This window comes from Paenarthrobacter sp. TAF1 (genome assembly GCF_052113825.1).
GTDB lineage: Bacteria > Actinomycetota > Actinomycetes > Actinomycetales > Micrococcaceae > Arthrobacter > Arthrobacter nicotinovorans.
In genome coordinates this window covers 37,659-58,355 of sequence record NZ_JBFRDO010000005.1, presented here as the reverse complement: position 1 = coordinate 58,355, position 20,697 = coordinate 37,659, and the positions used below count along the sequence as shown (strand labels likewise).

General features: G+C 63.8%; 21 protein-coding genes, 1 pseudogene and 1 riboswitch. Of the genes and pseudogenes, 14 read left to right on the top strand and 8 right to left on the bottom strand.

From position 1 onward, the window contains the following. Positions 1 to 150: 150 nt before the first annotated feature. Together AB4Y81_RS08595 and metX are read left to right on the top strand one after the other, a co-directional pair. Positions 151 to 1,488: pseudogene (locus AB4Y81_RS08595) on the top strand (bifunctional o-acetylhomoserine/o-acetylserine sulfhydrylase); the annotation flags it as partial. A 184-nt stretch (positions 1,489 to 1,672) separates the two neighbouring features. After that, positions 1,673 to 1,790: riboswitch (SAM riboswitch) on the top strand. 14 nt (positions 1,791 to 1,804) lie between these two features. Continuing rightward, the gene (gene metX, locus AB4Y81_RS08590; RefSeq protein WP_039240446.1) at positions 1,805 to 2,926 is read left to right on the top strand and encodes a homoserine O-acetyltransferase MetX; all 1,122 of its coding nucleotides are present in this window, start codon (positions 1,805 to 1,807) and stop codon (positions 2,924 to 2,926) included. A gap of 43 nt (positions 2,927 to 2,969) precedes the next feature. Here the strand turns inward: metX and AB4Y81_RS08585 are convergent, their stop codons facing one another. Genes AB4Y81_RS08585 through AB4Y81_RS08575 form a run of 3 tightly spaced genes read right to left on the bottom strand, consistent with a single transcriptional unit; the run spans position 2,970 to position 5,489 of the window. Beyond that, positions 2,970 to 3,419 carry a hypothetical protein gene (locus AB4Y81_RS08585; RefSeq protein ID WP_064721838.1) on the bottom strand — a complete coding sequence of 150 codons (450 nt, stop codon included), beginning with the start codon at positions 3,417 to 3,419 and terminating at the stop codon, positions 2,970 to 2,972. Positions 3,420 to 3,464: 45 nt separating this feature from the next. Beyond that, the gene (locus AB4Y81_RS08580; protein WP_039240449.1) at positions 3,465 to 4,619 is read right to left on the bottom strand and encodes a winged helix DNA-binding domain-containing protein; all 1,155 of its coding nucleotides are present in this window, start codon (positions 4,617 to 4,619) and stop codon (positions 3,465 to 3,467) included. 27 nt (positions 4,620 to 4,646) lie between these two features. Further along, positions 4,647 to 5,489, bottom strand: coding sequence for an SGNH/GDSL hydrolase family protein (locus AB4Y81_RS08575; RefSeq protein ID WP_189075830.1), 843 nt, complete (start codon positions 5,487 to 5,489; stop codon positions 4,647 to 4,649). Between the two features lie 70 nt (positions 5,490 to 5,559). Here AB4Y81_RS08575 and AB4Y81_RS08570 point away from each other — a divergent pair, with 70 nt between their 5' ends. Then, entirely contained in the window at positions 5,560 to 6,210 is a 651-nt protein-coding gene (locus AB4Y81_RS08570; protein ID WP_189075829.1) for an alpha/beta hydrolase, read from the top strand. Positions 6,211 to 6,221: 11 nt separating this feature from the next. Here the strand turns inward: AB4Y81_RS08570 and AB4Y81_RS08565 are convergent, their stop codons facing one another. Next, complete coding sequence (locus tag AB4Y81_RS08565) at positions 6,222 to 6,449, bottom strand: RNA-binding S4 domain-containing protein (protein WP_018777454.1); 228 nt, start codon at positions 6,447 to 6,449, stop codon at positions 6,222 to 6,224. Between the two features lie 32 nt (positions 6,450 to 6,481). Between AB4Y81_RS08565 and AB4Y81_RS08560 the strand changes: the two genes are divergently transcribed. From AB4Y81_RS08560 to AB4Y81_RS08535, 6 genes are all read left to right on the top strand, one after another. Continuing rightward, positions 6,482 to 7,477 carry a DMT family transporter gene (locus AB4Y81_RS08560; RefSeq protein WP_018777455.1) on the top strand — a complete coding sequence of 332 codons (996 nt, stop codon included), beginning with the start codon at positions 6,482 to 6,484 and terminating at the stop codon, positions 7,475 to 7,477. 112 nt (positions 7,478 to 7,589) lie between these two features. Beyond that, complete coding sequence (locus AB4Y81_RS08555; RefSeq protein ID WP_018777456.1) at positions 7,590 to 8,975, top strand: glycine--tRNA ligase; 1,386 nt, start codon at positions 7,590 to 7,592, stop codon at positions 8,973 to 8,975. 2 nt (positions 8,976 to 8,977) lie between these two features. Beyond that, entirely contained in the window at positions 8,978 to 9,940 is a 963-nt protein-coding gene (locus AB4Y81_RS08550; protein ID WP_189075828.1) for a GNAT family N-acetyltransferase, read from the top strand. A 231-nt stretch (positions 9,941 to 10,171) separates the two neighbouring features. Further along, entirely contained in the window at positions 10,172 to 11,545 is a 1,374-nt protein-coding gene (locus AB4Y81_RS08545) for an FAD-binding oxidoreductase (protein WP_189075827.1), read from the top strand. A 60-nt stretch (positions 11,546 to 11,605) separates the two neighbouring features. After that, the gene (locus AB4Y81_RS08540; protein WP_307730319.1) at positions 11,606 to 12,007 is read left to right on the top strand and encodes an ABC transporter permease; all 402 of its coding nucleotides are present in this window, start codon (positions 11,606 to 11,608) and stop codon (positions 12,005 to 12,007) included. Then, positions 11,935 to 12,219 carry an ABC transporter permease gene (locus tag AB4Y81_RS08535; RefSeq protein ID WP_307807985.1) on the top strand — a complete coding sequence of 95 codons (285 nt, stop codon included), beginning with the start codon at positions 11,935 to 11,937 and terminating at the stop codon, positions 12,217 to 12,219. Before AB4Y81_RS08540 ends, AB4Y81_RS08535 begins: the two co-directional genes overlap by 73 nt. Positions 12,220 to 12,284: 65 nt before the next feature. Here AB4Y81_RS08535 and AB4Y81_RS08530 read toward each other — a convergent pair whose 3' ends face one another. From AB4Y81_RS08530 to AB4Y81_RS08515, 4 genes are read right to left on the bottom strand one after another with little or no spacing between them, the layout of a single operon-like run. Beyond that, entirely contained in the window at positions 12,285 to 13,271 is a 987-nt protein-coding gene (locus AB4Y81_RS08530) for a sensor histidine kinase (protein WP_039240454.1), read from the bottom strand. After that, positions 13,264 to 13,938 carry a response regulator transcription factor gene (locus AB4Y81_RS08525; RefSeq protein WP_039240455.1) on the bottom strand — a complete coding sequence of 225 codons (675 nt, stop codon included), beginning with the start codon at positions 13,936 to 13,938 and terminating at the stop codon, positions 13,264 to 13,266. The genes AB4Y81_RS08530 and AB4Y81_RS08525 overlap by 8 nt, the downstream gene beginning before the upstream one ends. Next, positions 13,935 to 14,612: a DedA family protein gene (locus AB4Y81_RS08520; protein ID WP_441995668.1), complete on the bottom strand. Its 678-nt coding sequence runs from the start codon at positions 14,610 to 14,612 to the stop codon at positions 13,935 to 13,937. Before AB4Y81_RS08520 ends, AB4Y81_RS08525 begins: the two co-directional genes overlap by 4 nt. Positions 14,613 to 14,623: 11 nt before the next feature. Next, entirely contained in the window at positions 14,624 to 15,346 is a 723-nt protein-coding gene (locus AB4Y81_RS08515) for a phosphatase PAP2 family protein (RefSeq protein ID WP_441995667.1), read from the bottom strand. 244 nt (positions 15,347 to 15,590) lie between these two features. Between AB4Y81_RS08515 and AB4Y81_RS08510 the strand changes: the two genes are divergently transcribed. From AB4Y81_RS08510 to AB4Y81_RS08490, 5 genes are all read left to right on the top strand, one after another. Beyond that, a complete protein-coding gene (locus AB4Y81_RS08510) occupies positions 15,591 to 17,063 on the top strand; it encodes a YibE/F family protein (RefSeq protein ID WP_189075826.1) in 1,473 nt (490 codons plus the stop codon). Positions 17,064 to 17,163: 100 nt separating this feature from the next. After that, a complete protein-coding gene (locus AB4Y81_RS08505; protein WP_189075825.1) occupies positions 17,164 to 18,156 on the top strand; it encodes an ABC transporter ATP-binding protein in 993 nt (330 codons plus the stop codon). Next, positions 18,153 to 18,929, top strand: a complete 777-nt coding sequence (locus AB4Y81_RS08500) for an ABC transporter permease (RefSeq protein WP_035733434.1) — start codon at positions 18,153 to 18,155, stop codon at positions 18,927 to 18,929. Before AB4Y81_RS08505 ends, AB4Y81_RS08500 begins: the two co-directional genes overlap by 4 nt. Positions 18,930 to 18,958: 29 nt before the next feature. Next, positions 18,959 to 20,068, top strand: coding sequence for a sensor histidine kinase (locus AB4Y81_RS08495; protein WP_441995666.1), 1,110 nt, complete (start codon positions 18,959 to 18,961; stop codon positions 20,066 to 20,068). Beyond that, a complete protein-coding gene (locus AB4Y81_RS08490; protein ID WP_055975094.1) occupies positions 20,065 to 20,676 on the top strand; it encodes a response regulator transcription factor in 612 nt (203 codons plus the stop codon). Before AB4Y81_RS08495 ends, AB4Y81_RS08490 begins: the two co-directional genes overlap by 4 nt. Positions 20,677 to 20,697: the final 21 nt, after the last annotated feature.

Genomic DNA, 20,697 nt, shown 5'->3' with positions numbered 1-20,697 from the left:
CCCTAACTAAGGTGGGATCTCGCGACGGGCGTCATGGAAGGTCGCAAAAGAGCCCATATATTCTGCTGGCGTCACAAAGCTGTCCAAGGACCCGGACACTTCCTAGACTGGCCGCAGCTTCCTTCCCGCAGCTATTCCGCCGACCACACGCGCCACGAACAGGAGAATTCCATGTCCCAAGGATGGTCTTTCGAAACCCGCCAGATCCACGCAGGCCAAGAGCCGGATGCCGCCACGGGCGCGCGTTCCCTGCCGATCTACCAGACAACGTCGTTCGTTTTCCCGAGTGCTGAAAGCGCGGCCAACCGCTTTGCCCTGGCCGAACTGGCTCCGATCTACACCCGGATAGGCAACCCCACGCAGGACGCCGTGGAACAGCGCGTCGCGAGCCTCGAAGGCGGTCTGGGTGCACTGCTGCTCAGTTCGGGCCAGGCAGCCGAGACCTTTGCCATCCTGAACATCGCCGAGGCCGGCGACCACGTCGTCGCGAGCCCCAGCCTCTACGGCGGCACGTACAACCTGCTGGCCCACACGCTGAAGAAGTTCGGCATCTCCGTGACTTTCGTCGAGGACCCGGACAACCTCGAGCAGTGGCGTGCGGCCGTCCAGTCGAACACCAAGCTGTTCTTTGGTGAAGTCGTCTCGAACCCACGCCAGGACGTGCTGGATATCGAAGGCGTCGCCGGTGTCGCGCACGAGGCAGGCGTGCCTCTCATCGTCGACAACACCCTCTCCACGCCGTTCCTCATCCGGCCCATCGAGTGGGGCGCGGACATTGTGGTCCACTCCGCAACCAAGTACCTCGGCGGACACGGTTCGGCGATCGCAGGCGTGATCGTGGACTCGGGCAACTTCGACTTCGGCAAGGACCCGGAGCGGTTCCCCGGCTTCAACACCCCGGACCCCAGTTACAACGGCTTGGTTTACGCCCGCGACCTGGGCAAGGACGGAGCGCTCGGAGCCAACCTTTCCTACATCCTGAAGGCCCGTGTCCAGCTCCTTCGCGACCTCGGCTCGGCCGTGTCGCCGTTCAACGCGTTCCTCATTGCCCAGGGCCTGGAAACCTTGAGCCTGCGGGTGGAGCGCCACGTCGCCAACGCCACCAAGGTGGCCGAGTGGCTGGAAGCGCATGACGACGTCGAATCGGTCGCCTATGCGGGCCTGCCGTCCAGCCCCTGGTACGAGCGGGGCCGCAAGTACGGACCCCAGGGCACGGGAGCCATCGTGGCCTTCAACATCAAGGGTGGCGTAGAGGCCGGCAAGCGCTTCGTGGACGGTTTGGAGCTGCACTCCCACGTCGCCAACATCGGTGACGTCCGCTCCCTGGTCATCCACCCGGCGTCGACCACGCACAGCCAGCTGACGGTCGAGCAGCAGGTAGCCGCCGGCGTCAACCCGGGCCTAGTCCGCTTGTCCGTGGGCATTGAGCACATCGATGACATCATTGCCGACCTCGAAGCCGGCTTCCGCGCGGCCAAGGGCGCCTGAACGGGCAGTCCACGCCTGCAGCTGACGCACCCGGCTGACGGACCCGGGGTGTCGTCCACATCGACGATTATTCGCCGGACGGCACCCCGGAGTGCTCTTTCGTGAATGAAGCTGCCCTTGAACGTCACACTGGTGTCACATTCTTCGCCATAACGGTGGTGTCTTTCCTAGACTCTACGTATTAGGTCATGAGTGCCAGCAGATAGCCCCGGCTTGCTGGCCGGCAACCCTCCTTCCGCGGTGGGGTGCCCCGGGTGAAGACCTGGCCTGTTCGCACGCAAGGCGACGGGCAAGCGCGAAGTTAGGTGTCAAAGGAATGACCATCACTGCTACAGCACTTCCCAAATCCGGAGAAGAAGACGGAACCGTCAAGTACGCGGGCATAGGGCCGCTGGCGCTCGAAGCCGGCGGTCACCTCCCCAACGTCGTGTTGGCGTACGAAACCTGGGGACGACTCAACGCCGACGCGTCCAATGCCGTGCTCATCCAGCATGCGCTGACGGGCAGCACCCACGTTGCCCGCGGAGCCACGGACGAGGAAGGGTGGTGGGAGCAGTTGGTGGGTCCGGGCGCCACCATCGACACCAACAGGTTCTTCGTTGTCTCCATCAATATCGTGGGCGGCTGCTATGGCAGCACCGGCCCGTCCTCCGATGCGCCGGACGGCAAGCCGTGGGGTTCCCGGTTCCCCCTGGTCACTCTTCGCGACAGCACGGTTGCTGAGGCCCGTTTGGCGGACCTCTTGGGGATTGAATCCTGGCACGCGGTCCTGGGCGGCTCGATGGGTGGGGCCAGGGCCCTCGAATGGGCTGTCACGTTCCCGGAGAGGGTCAACCGCTGCGCCGTCATTTCGGTGGGAGCCTACAGCACCGCCGAGCAGATTGCCTTTGCGCAGGCCCAAACCCTGGCCATCCGGCAGGACCCGCACTTCAACAATGGGGACTACTACGGCGGTCCGGCTCCGGAACACGGACTTGCCCTGGCCCGCCGGATTGCGCACATCACGTACCGTTCCGCCCTGGAACTGGATCTCCGCTTCGGCAGGGAAGCCCAACATCAGGAAACGCCGCTCTCCGCAGCAGTCCTGGGGGAGCGTGGTCGCTACCAGGTGGAAAGCTACCTGGACCACCAGGGGACAAAGCTTGTGCGGCGGTTCGATGCCAACAGCTATATCGCCATCACCGAAGCGTTGATGTCCCACGACATCAGGCGGGGACGGGGCACACTGCAGGAAGCACTTTCGCGTGCCACCGCCGAGTTCTTTGTTGCTGCTGTGGACACGGACAGGCTGTACTTCCCGGCCCAGTCCAAGGAACTGGCGGCAGCACTGCCGGGGAATGTTCCGGTCCACACCATCCAGGCGCCGATCGGCCACGATGGCTTCCTCACGGAAATCGGCCAATTGTCGGAGCAGCTTCGCGGGGCGTTCTTCGCCTGACCGTGAGGAGCCTGTTCGTAGAGTTGCCTGTTTGTGGACGTGCCTAGCCGTTCATGATCTCCCCGCGTTGTTTCATGTAGTCCTCCATGGCGATCTGGCCATTGGTGAACTTCGCATCCAGTTCAGCCAGCTTGCGGGCGCGGTAGCCCTGGGGCTCGGAACCGGCAGTGGGAAACGGCGCGGGAGCGGGCTGTCCGGCCCGGTAGGAATCGCTTGGGTAGGAACCGCTTGGGTAGGAGGCGTTCGACGGCGGCGCGACCTGCGGAGCCTCGTCTGCAGGGCGGATGACTGCCGGCCCTGGCGGGTAGCCCGGGTAATTCTGTTGCGGGTAGTCCTGCGGCGGGTAATTTTGTGGTGGGAAACCCTGTTGCGGATAATCCTGACCACGAAAATTCCCGTTCTGCAGGCGGCGGGCCTTGGACCGGTTGTACATGCGGATTCCCATGGGAATCAGCCACGAGCAGACGATGATCCAGAAGATCAGATTGTTCACAGTGCAGGCCTCCTAGGTCTTAACCCCAGCTTAGCCCTGTGCCCATCACAGCAGCTTGGCCTCCATGCCCAGGAAAATCCCGTAGCGTTCCGCTTCGGCTTCCAGGGCCATCTGCTCTTCCTTGGTTGTCGGCTTGTCCATCCGGACTTCGAGCCCGCACATGCCCCCTGCGAAGCTGTGCCGCCACCATCCGGCCAGCCTGCCGTCCACGAGGACTACATGCATGGGGCCGTTGTCCTCAGGCAAGTACGGTGCGGTGCCGCCCAGGTAGTGGCGGGATTGCGAGTACCCCATCACGTATTCGTCGAAGCATTGGATGAGGTCGACGCGGGGGAGCACGGAACCGGCCGCTGGACCGGCAGGAGCCTCCAGGGCTTCTACGTCAGCCGAGGCGCCGTAAAAGTCCAGGTCATCGAAGGAGACCCGGGCCAACGTTCCCGGTGATAATTCCGCGGCGACGTTGAGTCCCAACGTGACGTCTTTCATGGTCAGCCCGGACCACGCCGAACAGTCCTTCACGGTAGCCGGTCCGCGACTGCTGAAATACCGCAGGGCCATCTGCCCCAGGGCGTGTTCCCGGTCCGCTCCGCTGAGCGGCCCGGAAAAAGGAGCGGTGACGCGTTCGGAGAACAAAGCGTAGGTCTGCTTCAGGGCTCCTCCAGCCGAACGAACCGGAGCGCCGCTCACCAGAATGCCGCTGATTTCGGCGTGCATGAGGTGGTAGATGAAACCCAGCCCCTTGCCGGGAAAGCCGGCCTGGCCCAGAACATCAGCCAACTCCTCGCGGGTCTTGTGGGCACCATCCGCCACGGCTGCTGCAAGAATCCTCCCACTGTGGGCGGCAGTTTCCCCGTCCACCCCGGTCCGCTTGTACATGCCCTTGTTGCCTTGATGCAGCCGGTCAGCGGACAACGCCATCAACCAGCCCAAGTCATCCCTGTGCACAAAATGCCATGTGGGGCGCAGGATGTGCGTCCGCAGGATGGTTCCGTCGGCAACGGCCTGTTCTACTGCAGCTGCAGTGCTCGAGGGCGTCCGCTGCGCCACGGTCCAACGGGCATAGGCGAATTCCTGCGACTGGACGGCCAGGAGATTGCGCACCACATCCCCTGGAGCTGCACCCAGGGGAGGACGTAACTGTTGCCGTCGGAGACGCAACTGCCGGACCCCCGCTGTACGGGGAGAGTCATCACTCGCCATGCTGGTTCACCGGCCCATCGCTCCCGGCTAGCTCCGCGGCATCACGGTACCGGCGGCACCAAAGACCGGTCCCGGCGTCGGACGCTTTGGCGTGATGCCGTCGCCGGACGATTGGTGACGGAGCCTCCGGATAACCCAAGGTACGAAGTATTCCCGTGCCCAGACCAGGTCCGATGAGCGGGCTTCCCGCCATGTCCGGGGAGGAAGGGCCTTGGGTACCAGCGGCTCCAGGGTGTGCTGGACGTTCAATGCCTCCAGGACCATCATGGCGATGGTGTGGTGGCCCAGGGGGGAGAAATGCAGGCGGTCGGCATCCCACATCTGGGTGTCAGCGAGCTGCCGCAAGGACCACATGTCGGCAATGATGGCGTCATGGCGGGCTGCGACCGTTCGCAGGTTCTCGTTGTAGATGGCAACTTTGCCCCGGATGCGGCCAAGGACCGAGGACGCAGTATCCGGACCGTTGAAGAGGACCACCGTGGCCCCACCCGAGCCCAATTCGCCGACGGCGGCGTCGAGTTTCTCGGCCAGAAGGTCGGGATCACCGCCGGGGCGGATGAGGTCGTTTCCTCCGGCGGAAATGGAGACGAGGTCCGGTTGCAGTTCCAGGCAGGGGCCGACTTGCTCGTCGACGATCTGCTGCAGCAACCGGCCCCGGATGGCGAGGTTGGCGTAGGCGAAGTCCTCGTGTCCGCGTCCCAGCTCTTCGGCGACACGGTCCGCCCAGCCGCGGTAACCGCCGGGATTGGCAGGTTCGGGATCGCCGATGCCTTCCGTGAACGAATCACCCAACGCCACGTAACGGCTCCACGGGTGCTTTTGGGCGGGTTCGCCCGGTTTCACTAAATGATTGTTCTCACTCACGCTCATATCCTGCCCCCAGAGGGCCGACCTACGCCACCGTAGGTTGTTACTTACGGGTAACTGCAAGAATGGAGGCATGACTGAAGCCCCCGCTTTTCCAGCACCTGTTGTCCTCTGGTCCCACGAGGAAGCCGAACGCGCCGGCAAGCCCCTCCTGGTCCTGCTGCACGGCTACGGATCCAACGAGGACGATCTCTTCAGCCTGGCCGGGCTCCTCCCCGAGGGGTTCGTCGTGGCATCGCTGCGTGCACCGATGCCCATGGGCCCGGGTTTTACGTGGTTCCCGCTCACTGCGTCCATCGACTACTCCCTGGACGCCGTGAAGCTTGCCGCCGAATACGCCCTGGAATGGCTGGACACGGTAAAGGTCAACCATTCCTCGGTTACGCTTCTTGGCTTCTCCATGGGCATGGCCATGGCGACCACCATGCTCCGGTACCGTCCCGCGGACTTCGCGGCCGTCGTCGGGCTTTCAGGCTTCGTGATCGACGCCGGTGGCGACGCCGCGTTCAAGGACGACGAGCTGGACGGATCGGTGCCGATGTTCTGGGGCCGTGACCAGCAGGATCCTGTCATTACGCCGGACAAGATCGAATACACCATGGGCTGGGTCCGCAAGCATGTGGACCTTACCAAGGTCCTCTACACGGGCATGTGGCACGGCATCAACCAGCAGGAAATCGGGCACGTAGGCGAGTTCCTCACCCACAAGGTCCTCGCCCCCTAAGGGGCGTTGTTTCAGGCGGTGGTGATCCGCACTGTCTGACCGTTGACGGTCACGGTGTCACCGGCGTGGAGTTGGCGGCCGCGCCGTTCATCGATCTCGCCGTTGACCTTCACCAGGCCGTTCTTGATGAGCTCCGTGGCCTCTACGCCGTCCTCCACCAAGCTGGCGAGCTTGAGCAGTTGGCCAAGGCGGATCATGTCGTCACGGATGGGGATCTCTTCAATTTCGGGGTTGCTCATACAGCAATGATGCCTGAAGTAGTGTTGAGACGGTGCCGCAGCCTTCTCCCCGTTCAGCCCTTCCGTTGGCCGTTGGCCTGCCCATTGCAGTAGCAACGGGCCTGGTCATTCCGTTGCAGGGAAGGATCAACGGGGCGCTCGGCGCCAAACTCGACGACGGCATCGCCGCAGCTGTGGTGAGCTTCACCACAGGCCTGCTGCTGATCAGCGCGATATCCTTGGCGACGCCCAAAGGAAGAGCCGGTCTCCAACGAATCATCCCCGCCGTGCGGAACCGCAGCTTTCCCCGCTTCTACGTCATGGCCGGTGCGATCGGTGCATTGTTCGTCTTCGCGCAGTCTTTCACGGTGGCACTGCTCGGAGTCGCGCTGTTCACCGTGGCAGCCGTGACAGGGCAGACGCTGAGCGGTTTGCTCGTTGACCGCATGGGCATCGGGCCGGGAGGGCGCCGCGCCATCACAGGGGTGCGGGTCCTCGGCAGCGTCCTGACCGTCGCCGCCGTCGCCTGGGCTGTCTCGCCGCGCTTCGGCGGAGACGCCGACCTCGCCTCGCTGGTGCTGCCCGTCCTTCTTCCCTTGGCTGCAGGCTTCCTGATGAGCTTCCAGCAAGCCATGAACGGCACCGCCACGGTTCATTACGGCACGCCCGTGGCGGCGACCTTGGTCAACTTCGTGGCAGGTTCAGCGGTTCTCTGGACAGCGTGGCTCATCAAGCTCGCCGTCGCGGGACCGGGTAATCCGCTTCCGGCTGAGTGGTGGTACTACCTCGGTGGCCCCATGGGTTGCGTCTTTATCGGGCTGGCGGCCCTGCTGGTCCGCAGCCTGGGCGTGCTGATCACCGGCCTGGGCATGATTGCCGGGCAGTTGGTCGGGTCTCTGGTGCTCGACGTCGTGATCCCCAGCCCCGGCGCGGTGGTCGCCTTGCCCACGGTGCTGGGTACGGTCCTCACCCTCGCCGCGATCATCGTCGCCACCTTGCCCTGGCCCAAGGGAGCTTTCGCACGGAGAGGTGCGGCGAAAGGCCGGTAGGGTAGGAGTCAGTAAATTTCCCCCAAACCCCGCCGGACAACCTCGTCCGGAATCCGGGGTCAAACCACCGCGGACCGCACCCAGCGGCCCTGTAGAACAAATGGAGTCACCCATGGCAGCAAAATCCGTCCTTGACCAGGTCATTTCCCTCTCCAAGCGGAGGGGCTTTGTCTTCCAGGCCGGTGAAATCTATGGTGGCTCCCGTTCTGCCTGGGATTACGGCCCCCTCGGCGCAGAGCTGAAGGAAAACATCAAGCGCCAGTGGTGGCAAAGCATGGTCCGCGGCCGCGAGGACGTAGTGGGCCTGGATTCCTCCGTTATCCTGCCCCGCCAGGTATGGGAAGCGTCCGGCCACGTGGAGGTCTTCTCCGATCCCCTGGTTGAGTGCCTCTCCTGCCACAAGCGCTACCGCGCGGACCACCTCGAAGAAGAGTATGAGGAAAAGAAGGGCCGCCCGGCAGAGAACGGCCTGGCGGACATCGTCTGCGCCAACTGCGGTACGCGTGGTCAGTGGACCGAACCCCAGGAATTCTCCGGCCTCCTGAAGACCTTCCTTGGCCCCGTGGCCAGTGACGAAGGCATGCACTACCTGCGCCCGGAAACGGCACAAGGAATCTTTGTGAACTTCAACAACGTGCTCACCACCTCGCGCAAGAAGCCGCCGTTCGGCATCGGCCAGATCGGCAAGTCCTTCCGCAACGAAATCACGCCGGGCAACTTCATTTTCCGCACCCGCGAGTTCGAGCAGATGGAGATGGAGTTCTTCGTCGAGCCCGGCACGGATGAAGAGTGGCACCAGTACTGGATGAAGGAACGCATGTCCTGGTACACGGGCCTGGGTATCCGCGAAGAGAACCTGCGCTTCTTTGAGCACCCCTTGGAGAAGCTCAGCCACTACTCGAAGGGCACCACGGACATCGAGTACCGCTTCGGCTTCCAGGGTTCCGAGTGGGGCGAGCTCGAGGGCATCGCCAACCGCACGGACTTCGACCTCTCCACCCACGCCAAGGCCTCCGGCACGGACCTGAGCTACTTCAACCAGGCCACCAACGAGCGCTACACGCCGTACGTCATCGAGCCCGCCGCCGGCCTGACCCGCTCCTTCATGGCGTTCCTGATCGACGCCTACACCGAGGACGAGGCACCCAACGCCAAGGGCGGCGTCGACGTCCGCACGGTACTGAAGCTGGATCCGCGCCTGGCACCGGTCAAGGCTGCCGTCCTGCCGCTGAGCCGCAACGAGGACCTGTCCCCGAAGGCCAAGGCGCTGGGCGCCCAGCTGCGCAAGAACTGGAACATCGACTTCGACGACGCCGGTGCCATCGGCCGCCGCTACCGTCGCCAGGACGAAATCGGTACGCCGTTCTGCATCACCGTGGACTTTGACACCCTCGAAGACCAGGCCGTGACCATCCGTGAGCGCGACACCATGAGCCAGGAACGCGTTTCCCTGGACAAGGTTGAGGGCTACCTGGCCGCGCGTTTGATCGGCGCTTAGCCATGGCCTTGGAATACCGCGAATGGAAGGAAGGCGACGACCTCGCCCTTCTGGAAATCTGGGGTGGTCCTGAGACCCTCCCGGCAGAACAGTTCCGTGCTGCCCTTGCACCATCGAGCAACCAACCGTGGCGCCGGTGCATCGTGGCCGAGGACGTAGTCGACGGCGTACGGATTCCCGTTGCCGCCGGCGTGGTCCACGAGGCTTCCCTGCACCCGGAACGCCTGTGGGCCTACATCGAGGTTGCCAAGGACCACCGCCGCAGCGGCGTTGGTGCCACCCTCCTGACGATGCTTCGCCGCGAAGCCGGGAACTCGCCGTCGGGCGTTTCCAAGCTCCGCAGCAAAGTTGAACCGGACACTGCAGGTGCGGCGTTCGCCGCTGCCGCCGGGCTGGCACCGATCCAGCGCTCCCAGCTGGTGGTGGTGGATCCTGAGCCCCTGACGCTGCCGCGTTTCGGGGACGGTTCCGAGGAAGCAGCATCGGAGCGGGTGGAGGATCTTGCGACCGGCTCGGTTGAGCTCAGCGACGTTGTTGGTAAGTACTACTCCCACGTCCATCATTGGGACAGCCCGGGGGAGCTGAGCATCGCCACTGTCCAGCGACTGTTCCTGCACGATCTCACCGGCGCCCATGGTGCCATTGTGCTGCGGGCACCCAAAGCCAGCGCCTTCGGCGATGGTGTTCCGGCGAGCCGCAAGGGAAAGATCCAGGCTTTTGCCATCAGCTACGCCCAGGGTGGCACCGACGAACCGTCGGACGTCTTCCTTGGGCACGATCCCAGTCTGTCCGCCGAGGACGCTGCGTTTGCGGTGCGGGATCTGCTGGCGCTCATTGCCTATCAGCACCCAGTGTTGCTTGAAGTCGATGAGTCCATGACGGCCCTGCGGACAGTCCTTGGGCCGCTGCTGGAATCCGGTAAGGCCCATGTCCGGGGTGCGGATACGTTGATTGTGAGCGACTGAGCGACTGAGCGATCGACGGCGTCGCGGTCGCCGTTGGACTACTGGCAATCCTGTCTGGCCCATGTTTCATGGGTCAGGCAGGATTTGCCGTTTCCGGGGTGGTTCCCGAAGGTTCTTGACGCGGCAAACGCTCAGGAGTAGTCCTATCGAAGTAAGCCCCCACGCCATCACATCCGGGGGGAGAAGCGTGTGGAAACATCCGGTCTCACGTCTGAATCGATGGTAAGCACTATGAACAAAATCGCCCTCGACGGGCTCCGAGAACAGTTGCGCGGACAACTCGTGACTCCCGAAGATCCTGACTACGACGCGGCACGCGCCGTCTTCAACGCCATGGTGGACAAGCGTCCTGCCGGCGTCATCCGTGTAGCCCAGGTCTCCGACGTCATCGCCGGCGTGAACTTCGCCCGGGAAAACTCCATGCCACTGGCCATCAGGGGAGGTGGGCACAGCGCTCCCGGATTCGGCACGTGGGACGACGCATTGGTTCTGGACTTCGTTAATCGCCCGGGGGTGCGGGTGGACCCGCAAAATTCCAGGGCCCGTGCCGAGGCAGGTACTACCTGGGCCGACTTCAACCACGCCACCCATGCCTTCGGGCTCGCCACCACCGGCGGCATCGTGGGATCCACCGGTGTGGCGGGTCTGACCTTGGGCGGGGGAATTGGCTACCTGGCAAGAAAGTACGGGCTCTCCTGCGACAACCTGGTCTCTGCGGATGTGGTGACCGCCGATGGCAACTTCCTGATCGCCAGCGACGAACAAAATCAAGACCTGTTCTGGGCCATTCGTGGCGGGGGAGGAAACTTCGGCGTGGTGACTTCCCTCGAGTTCCAGCTCCATCCCGTGGATATGGTCCATGCGGGAATCATCATTTATGGTGCCGAGAACATCCCGGCTGTTGCCCGGTTCTACCGCGACTACATAGCATCCGCGCCCGAAGAGTTCGGCGCCTTCCTGGGCTTCCACCAAGGACCGCCCGTTCCTTTCCTCCCCGAGGAATGGCACGGAAAGTCCGTTTGCGTCGTCGTGGGAATGTGGACGGGCGATCCAGCCGAAGGCGAGGCTCGCTGGCAGCCCTTCCTGGACGCCGCCCCGGTGGCGGGCTCCATGGTGGCTCCCATGCCGTATCCGGCCCTGAATGTGGCATTTGACGGGCTCAACCAGAAAGGCATGCAGGGGTATTGGAAAGCCAACTTCCTGCGCGATCTCAACGACGGCGCGATCGCTGCCCACGCACAGTTCGGGGCCACAGTGACCAGCGTCAACACTGCGGTCCACGTCTATCCCATAGATGGAGCAGTGTCCCGCGTAGGCGTGCAGGACACTGCCTTTGCCCACCGCGACATGAAGTTCGCTCCGGTCATCGCCACCCAGTGGCCCGACCCTGCGGACAACGAAGCAAACATCGCATGGGCCCGAGCATATGCAGCTGCGTTGGCCCCGCACTCGGAAGCTGGTGGATACATCAATTTCATGGACTCCGAGGACCAGAACCGAATCGCGGACAATTACGGACCTAACTGGGAAAGGCTGGTAGCGGTCAAAGCCAAATACGACCCCGACAACCTCTTCCGCGTAAACCAGAACATCGCGCCGGCCTGAGTCGGGAGTCCGCACGTAAACGGCACCTATGGCTCGGCATGGCGTCGATAAGCTAACTGGATGACGATGATCGAGGCCTTTGGGCCTACCTTGCTGGGCGTCGTCCTCCTCGTGGCCCTGACCGCGGTAGTGCTGACCGTTTATCGGGTGCCCTACCGGTGGGCGCCGGCTCTGGCGATCCCGAGGGGGACGGTGCAGTTGATGGTCATCAGTGTCATCCTCAGCGGTGTCATCTCGAGTCCATCGTTTGTTGCCGCAGCGTTGCTGGTCATGTTTGCCGTTGCTGCAATGACGGCCACCCGGCGGATGGGCTGGAGTTGGAAGAACCTTGGCCTCGTGGGCGGATCCATGGGGCTCGGTGTTGCCGTGACGCTCGAGGAAGTGGAAGGATGGTTGGCCTTGGGCCGACACCTCGTCAGTCAATGCTGGAGCTGGCCCGCCACACTGTGTATTCGGCGTTGATTCCGTCCATAGACCAAACAAAGACGACGGGGCTTGTGACTCTGCCGGGTGCTTTTGTCGGGGCTATATTCGGTGGCATTTCACCGCTTGAGGCCGGACGGTTCCAGATCGTGGTGCTGGCCGGAATCATGGCGGCCGGTGCTTTGACCGCAGTTTTGGTCATCGCTTCCCGCGCCGCTGTTCAGCTGCGTCCAGCGCCATTGAGCCGGTGATGGGGCTACCGGCGATATTTGAAGGCCCGAGGAGCAGGTAGCTGTTGAGGATGCCCGTGGCCAGCCTATGGCATGGACATTGGGAGAATGATCCTCATACAGGTGCCTTGCGGGCCCGTGGAAACCACGTCAGCGGAGCCTCCGGCGGCGACGGCGATGTCGCGGACAAGGGCCAGCCCGATGCCGAAACTGCGCTGCTGCTGGCCCACGCCTTGATGGGTTGTCCGGGCGAATCGGTCGAAGATCCGGTCCCGGTCAATGCCGGTGATGCCCGGGCCTGTATCAGTCACGGTAATGATGGCCTGGCCGCCGGCAACGTTGGTGGCGACCGCTATCTGGCCGCCTGCCGGAGTATGGACAAGGGCGTTCTCCGCCAGACCCAGGATTGCACGGTGAAGCCTTTGCGGCGCAATGACCGCCCGTGGTTGTCCCTGGTTGGAACAATTCAGGGTAATGTCCCGGTTGGCAGCCAACAGCCGGACGCTGTCCACCACGTCCTGGGCAACGCCAGCGACGTCAGTCACCACAGCATACGGTTCCTGCGCCGCTCCGCTGGCGGATTCAAGGAGTTCGTTGACGATCGCGGTCAGGGCGGACGTGTCGCTTCGGATTCTAGCCAGCGCTTGGCCGTCCGCCGTATCAGGTGTTGTGCTGCGCTGCACCAGTTGAATTCTGGCGTCCAGGATAGCCAGGGGCGTGCGCATCTCGTGACTCGCGTCCTGAACGAAACGCCGTTGGATGGCCAGTGCCTCGCCCAGCGGCCGGATCGCGCTGCGGGCGCTGAGCCAGCCAATACCCCCGGCCAGCAGGACTCCCACCGCCCCGGCGATGGTCATCGCTTTGATCAGATCCTTGGTATCGAGATAGGCGTACACCGCGCCCGGCTCAGCCGGTTCCGGGCTGCCGGACTGGTTGAGCAGGTACAGCGTAGCCGCCGCCAGGAGGCACAGGACCGCAATGGCGCAGGCGGCACTGATGCGAAGAGCGATTCGCAGGGATGCCCGACGCAGGAATGCTTGATCCTGACCCCCAGAAGCGGGTTCTTTAGTCATTCGCATCACCAATCTGATATCCCAAGCCGTGCACGGTCCGAATAACAGATTTCGAAATTTTTCGTCGCAGGTGGTGTACGTAGGTATCGATCATCCCTGGCAGGTCACCCTGGCTTAACGTGGCATTGAGCAGCTCTTCGCGCGTGTAGACGCGATCTGGTTTCGCCGCCATCGTAGCCAACAGTTCGCTCTCCTTCGCCGTCAGGGAGGCTTGGAATCCATGGATGGACCGGATGGACCTGGCAGCAGGGTCCAGTTCCCAATCTCCAATAGTGAAAGTCTTGGGCTCTGGCTGGTAATTGCGGGTCAACGCCCTCAGCCGCGCACCCAGTTCCAGCGCGTCGAAGGGCTTGGTCATGTAGTCATTGGCGCCCGCATCGAGTCCCCTGACCTTCTCATCTGTTGCGCCGAGCGCGGTAAGGATGAGGACAGGGGTGGCGATGCCTTTGGACCGGAGCGCGCCAATCAGCGCGACACCGTCCATGCCGGGCAGGCCCCGGTCCACTACCATCACATCCCAGCTCCGGGAAAGTCCCAGATGCAGGCCCTCATGGCCGTCTACCGCGACGTGGATTTGGTAGTCCGGCTCGAGGAGTTCGGCGATAAGCGGTCCCAGGACGGTGTCGTCTTCGACCAGAAGCAGGGACGGCTTGGTGGGTGTGCTCACGAATCCATTCTCGCTTGTTGGTCACTTTCCGGCTTACGGGCCCGCTTGCGCTTGAGGAACTCGATGCCCCACGGCAACACGGAGACGAGGACCATGACAATTGCTATGAGATCAATGTTCTTCGACACGAAGTCAAACCGCCCCAGCCAGGAGCCAAGCAAGGTCACGGAGGTCGCCCAGAGGATTGCCCCAGTGACATTCCAGAGAGCGAAGGATTTATAGTCATAGCGCGCGATTCCCGCGCTCAGCGGCGCGAAGGTCCGTACCACGGGCACAAAGCGCGCCAGGAGCAGGGCCGGGCCCCCTCGGAGACGGAAGAACTCCTCCGCCTTTGTCAGGCGCGCAGTCTTCAGTACCCGGGCGTCGTCCGAAAACCATCGGCGGCCGAACCGGCGGCCCAGCAGATAGCCCACTTGGTCACCGGCAATGGCGGCCACGGCCACAACGGTGATTAATACCGGCAATGTCAGGTTCAGTTGCTGGTGCAGGAGCCCGGCAGTGAAGAGCAGCGAATCTCCCGGCAGGAACGGAAACAGGACACCGGACTCGATAAAGATGATCAGAGCCACGACCGCCAGCGTTGCAGGGCCCAGACCCTGCAGGAGGCTTGCCGGATCCAGGATAGGCAGCAGTTCGGTGTGGATCAGTGCAGGGGCGAACGTGAGGGCTTCCATGTGGGCTTCTTTCACTGGGGACTCCGGCGGGACCGGGACGACGATGTGGACTGGAGCCGGGCAAAAACCGAGGGGGCATACCGGTTCCATAGGCCAGCCATCAACACGACGGCCGCAAGCGTTGCCGGGAACGACGCCACGACATCCAGGGGATAGTGTGCTCCGATGTACACGCGGGACCATGCGACGATCACTGCCAGGCCTGTTCCGATCCAGAGAACCGGTTTCTCCGCGCGGCTCCCTCGAGAGAGAAAATATGCCGCCAGGGCAAGGGCGACAGCCAGAGACGTGTGCCYGCTGGGAAAGCTGTTGGACACTGGCTCCGGAACAAGGGGATCCAGCAATAGGTCCGGGTCAGGTCGGATCCTGCCGATGACCACCTTGAACAACTGGCAGGTCAACCACCCTGAGCCCACCGTGAGGGCAAAGAGCACAGCTTTCGGGGGCGACCTTCGGATCAGGACGAGGTACAGGCTAGTGGCCAGCACCATCAGCGCTCCGGCCACAGGTCCGAACAGCAGGTTCAACGCCAAAGCCAAACCAGTCAGGACGGGGATGTGGTTGCGGCTGAAGCCTTGGTCCACGGCCAACTCAGCCGACGTGAAACCTGGCACCCACTGGACCGCCAGCCCAACAGTGATGACGGCCACCGCAAGCACCACCGCAACGGTCAGCCAGTGTCGGTGAGCGGGCAGCCGCTGTAGGTGCACAGGGCCGGATGGCGGTTTTTGCAAGATGGGACCCTTCGGCAGGACGTATCGTTCTTCCCATCGTCTGCCAGGACAATTAAGAACCAGTTAAGAAGTCCCCGGACAAGTTGTGCCGTCAAGTTGTGCCGTCAGATGGTGATACGGTCCGCGGGCTCCCTGACCTGTTCCCGAGGCAGCACCGGATCATCCTGACGCCGGATCCTCCAGAAGGAGGTCCGGCGAGCACTGCCGTCCCACGTAGGCTTAACCCCATGAGGTTTTGCAGCTGATGGGCCACAGTCATTCCCACGGTCATTCCGAGGGTTCGGAACCAACTCCGCAGGCGATCGCTTCCCGTAAACGGGCCAACTGGCTGCTGGCGGCCGTCCTGGTGCCGTTGGGTGTGCTCACTCTCGTGGCGATGTTGCTTATGTGGCCGTCGGGCAGCCGGGAGGGAATCAACTTTTCCAGTCCCTACCAGGCTGCCCCGGGGGTCACTTTCGATACCGGCAAAATCCAGAGCGTGGTGGTGGAGAGCTGCTCGCAGACGGGTCAAACGAACAGCAGCCAGTCCGGCAGCAGCCAGCCCGGCAACAGCCAGTCCAACCAAACCGGCGGGTCCCAGTGCACCTTCGCCTACACCGTTCCGGACAAGGGCGGCGAGGCGGTCAAGGTGGTCATCAACCCTGATGTTGCGATGTCCCACGGGGTGGATGTCGGCGACTCCATCCGCTACCTGAACCTTTCCGGCGTCCAAGGAAGCAGTGCGGGCAACGGCGCCCCGGCGTACGTCTTCGTTGATTTTGTCCGCAACATCCCCATAGCCGCCCTGGCGGTGCTGTACGCGGTGGTGGTGATCGCTGTTGCCCGTTGGCGCGGCTTCCGTGCCCTGCTGGGCCTGGTGGGGGCCTACTTCGTCCTGGTCAGCTTCATCCTGCCCGGTCTGGTGGAGGGCAAGCCACCGCTCCTGCTGGCGCTCGTGGGGTCCACGGTGATCATGATCGGGGTCCTCTACTTTGCCCACGGGTTCTCGGCGAGAACGTCCACAGCGTTGCTGGGCACCATCTTCGGCCTGGGAATCACCGCCCTGCTGGCCGCCTGGGCCACGGATGCAGCAAACCTGGCGGGCGTAGGAAACCACGACGCTTCAACGTTGGTGAACATGTCACCGCAGATATCGATCTCCGGGATTATCCTGTGCGGTTTGATTATTTCCGGCCTCGGTGTCCTCAATGACGTCACCATCACCCAGTCCTCGGCCGTTTGGGAACTCTATGAGCTGGCGCCGAACACCAGCGCCCGCAAGCTGTTTTCCTCTGCGATGCGGATTGGCCGGGACCACATTGCTTCCACGGTCTACACCATCGCCTTTGCGTATGCGGGTGCCGCCCTTCCCATTCTGATTATTGTGATGCTGTACGACCGCCCCTTGGCCGAGGCCCTGACCAGCGCCGAACTGTCGGAAGAAGTCATCCGGACCCTGGTGGGCTCCATCGGCCTCGTCCTTGCCATTCCGGTCACTACCCTCATCGCCGTCCTGGTGGTCAAGGCCACCGGGATGAAGCGCCTTGCCGCCGCGGGGACCGCCGTCAGTCCGGACGACCTTGACGACACCGGCGCGCTGGCCGCTGCCGCCGTCGTGGCCGGTTCCGAGAAGGACGAAAGGAACGACGCCGGTACCCGCCCGGGTGCCGGGGACGGGCCGGTGCGGCCCGGGAGTCGCCGGGCGCAGCGCGAAGCCGAACGCCGGGGCAGCGACTAGCCCGATGACATTTGTCATCCCGAACAGGTGACACCCGCTACGGGTGTATGGATGCTCCTCCGGCTTGAATGGGTACACCAGACCTATTCCAGGGAGAGCAATGACAACACCGGGTGTTCCTGCGGTTCGCGCCGCCGGACTTCATAAGAGCTTCGGAAAAGTGCAGGCGGTGCGCGGCCTGGACCTGACGGTTCAACAGGGGGAGGTCGTGGCTTTCCTGGGCCCCAACGGCGCGGGAAAGACCACCACCATCGACATGATCCTGGGCCTGAGCACCCCGGATGCCGGCGAGGTGTCCATTTTCGGCCACAGCCCCAGAGGGGCCGTTTCCCGCGGACAGGTGGCCGCCGTCATGCAGACGGGGGGTTTGCTGCGCGACATCAGCGTCCGGGAAACCGTGCAGCTCACGGCCGCGATGTTTGATTCGGCACGGCCCGTGGATGAAGTCCTGACCCGCGCGGGAATCCTGGACATCGCCGACCGCCGGGTTGAAAAGTGCTCCGGCGGCCAACAGCAACGTCTTCGCTTCGCCATGGCTTTGGTCTCGGACCCCGGCCTGCTGATCCTGGACGAGCCAACCACGGGCATGGACGTTGCGGGGCGCCGGGACTTCTGGTCCGCCATCCGCGACGACGCGTCGAGGGGTCGCACCGTCATCTTCGCCACCCACTACCTCGAGGAGGCCGACGCCTACGCAGACAGGATTGTGCTGGTCCGCCAAGGGACGGTGGTTGCTGACGGCACGGCAGCGCAGATCAAGAACCTGGCGTCCGGGAGGACAGTACGGGCTTCGCTGCCGGCCGGTGACCGCGCGCTGCTGGCAGGATTGCCGCCGGCAGACCATGTGGAGTTCGACGGCGGCCGCGTCACCGTCCGCACCTCCGACTCGGATTCCGTAGTCCGGTTCCTGCTCACCAAAACAGGAGCCCACGATCTTGAAGTGGTTGCGAACAACCTTGAGGAGGCCTTTGTGACCCTCACCGCGGACGAAGCCGGGACGGCCACAACCCCCACGGATCCAACAGCCCCCACGGATCCAACAGCCCCCACGTATACCTCAGCCCCCACTGCTTTGGAAGGGGAGCGGGCATGAGCCAGTCGACAGCAATGCAGGACCGCAAGCCCTCCGCCGGCGGTGTCAACACGACGTTCCTGTGGATCGAAATCAAGCGGATGCTCCGGAACCGCCGGACCATCGTCTTCACCGTGCTCATGCCCGCGATCTTCTTCTTCATTTTCGGGCTGTCCAACAAAGACCAGCAATTGCCCAACGGCCACAGCTACGGCCAGTACATCCTGATCAGCCTGACCGTGTACGCAGCCATGACGGCCGCCACGGGAGCCGGCAGCCAGGTGGCGGTCGAACGTGCCCAGGGATGGAGCCGGCAACTGCGCCTCACGCCCCTGCTGCCCGGGGCGTATATCGCCATCAAGGCAGCTGCGGCGTTGACCCTCTCGCTGGTGGCTGTGATCGCCCAGTTCGTGATCGGAGCCATCGCCGGAGTGACCATGGACGCGCAGACGTGGCTGACCGCCGGGCTGGTGGCCTGGTTGGGTTCCCTGGTGTTCGCCGCCCTGGGACTTTTCGTGGGGTACCTCATGCCCAGCCAGAACGTCATGCAGATCCTTGGACCGGCCCTGGCGATCCTTGCCATGCTGGGAGGCCTTTTCATGCCGATCGAAATCATGGGCGATACCTTCGGGACCATCGCCAAATTCACGCCCGCCTACGGGATCGGTCAGCTGGCGCGCAGCCCCATCACCGGTGAGTTCGACGTCTTGTGGATTCTCAACGTCCTGGTCTGGCTCGCCATCTTCGTCGGCGGCGCCGCCATGGCCTTCCGCCGCGACACCAGCCGCGTCTAAGTTGCTCCGGCGTGGCTAAGGTGGGATCCATGAGCAGCCAGTCCCTGGGGGATGCCTTCCGCGGTCCCGGACCCCGCAAATGGTTCATCGGCGCCGGCTTTTCCATTGTCCTCTGGGCGTGGCCCACCTGGAACCTCGTGTGGTCCGTGGACGAACCGGCAGGCTGGAAGGTACTGGCCTCGGCGTCGTTGGTGGCCTTCTTCGCCGCCTATGCCGTTTTGCCGATGTTCAGCCGGGTACGGGACAGTCGGACCGGCCTGCTGTGCCTCGCGATCCTGCTGGCACTCAACGGCCTGGTGATCCTTCTGGTGGGCAGGGAAGCGCTGTGGACGTGGCCTTTCCTGGCGTGCGCCATTGGAATGACCACACTTCCGCCGCGCGTCGACTTCGCTGTGATCGTGGCGCTTTCGGGAATTTCACTTGCGTCGGAACTCGCCGGCGGCAACCCTGGACAGGCTTTCTTCCAACCGGCCCTCATCCTGTCCCTGGGATTCATGATGTCCTCGTTTGCGCGCCTGATCCGCCAGACCGTTGAACTCCGGACCGCCCAGACTGAACTGGCGGATGCCGCCGTCGCCGCCGAACGCAGCCGTGTGGCCAGGGACATGCACGACATCCTGGGGCATTCCCTCACTGTCATAGCGGTCAAAGCCGAGTTGGCTGCCCGGCTGTTGGAGCAGGCACCCGGCGGACCGGCCAAGGACAAAGCCTCAGCGGAAATCGTGGAAGTCCAGGAGCTGGCGCGTGGTGCGCTCGCAGATGTCCGGGCCACAGTTGCCGGCTACCGCGGGGTCAATGTCCTGGCAGAACTCGCGGCGGCCCGGACGGCGCTGGAATCGGCGGGTATCGACGCTGATCTTACGGGGACTGTGGAGCAGGTGCCCGCCAAGCACCGTGAGCTGTTCGGCTGGGTACTGCGCGAGGGCGTGACGAACGTTGTGCGGCATTCCGGTGCCGGGCGTTGCCGGGTCCGGTTGACGGCGTCGACGGTTCTGGTGGAGGACGACGGCGTGGGGCCGGGTCCGGCAGCGGGCGGCAACGGGCTGGCGGGGCTTCGGGAGAGAGTGGCCAGTGCCGGTGGCACAGTAAACATAGGTGCGAGCGACCTGGGAGGGTTCAGATTGGCTGTTGACGTATGACCATCCGGTTGGTGATCGCGGACGACCAGGCGCTGGTGCGCGGTGCCCTTGCCGCCCTTCTGGGGCTTGAAGAGGACATCGAGGTGGTGGCGGAGCTGGCGGACGGCGCAGGCGTTGTGTCGGCCGTGCTGGAGCATGCCGCCGACGTGGCGATGCTCGACGTCGAGATGCCCGGTCTGGATGGCATCAGCGCTGCCGCGGCAGTCCGCCGTGCGGTACCGACATGCCGCGTCCTGATGGTCACGACGTTCGGCAGGCCGGGTTATCTCAGGAGGGCCATGCAGGCCGGAGCCTCCGGGTTCGTGGTCAAAGACACGCCTGCGCGGCAGCTGGCCGAAGCCGTGCGTCGCGTGCACAGCGGGCTCCGCGTGGTGGACCCGATGCTCGCCGCGGAGTCTCTGACCTCCGGTGACAGTCCGCTGACCGAGCGGGAGGTCGAGGTGCTGAAGGCTGCATCCGACGGCGGTACGGTGGCGGACATTGCCAAAGCGGCGATGCTCTCAGAGGGCACGGTACGGAACTATCTCTCAGCGGCGATGGCCAAGACCGGCGGCCGGACGCGGGCGGAAGCCGTGCGCCTGGCACATGAGAACGGGTGGCTTCTGTGAGGGCCTGCGCCCCCGATTTGC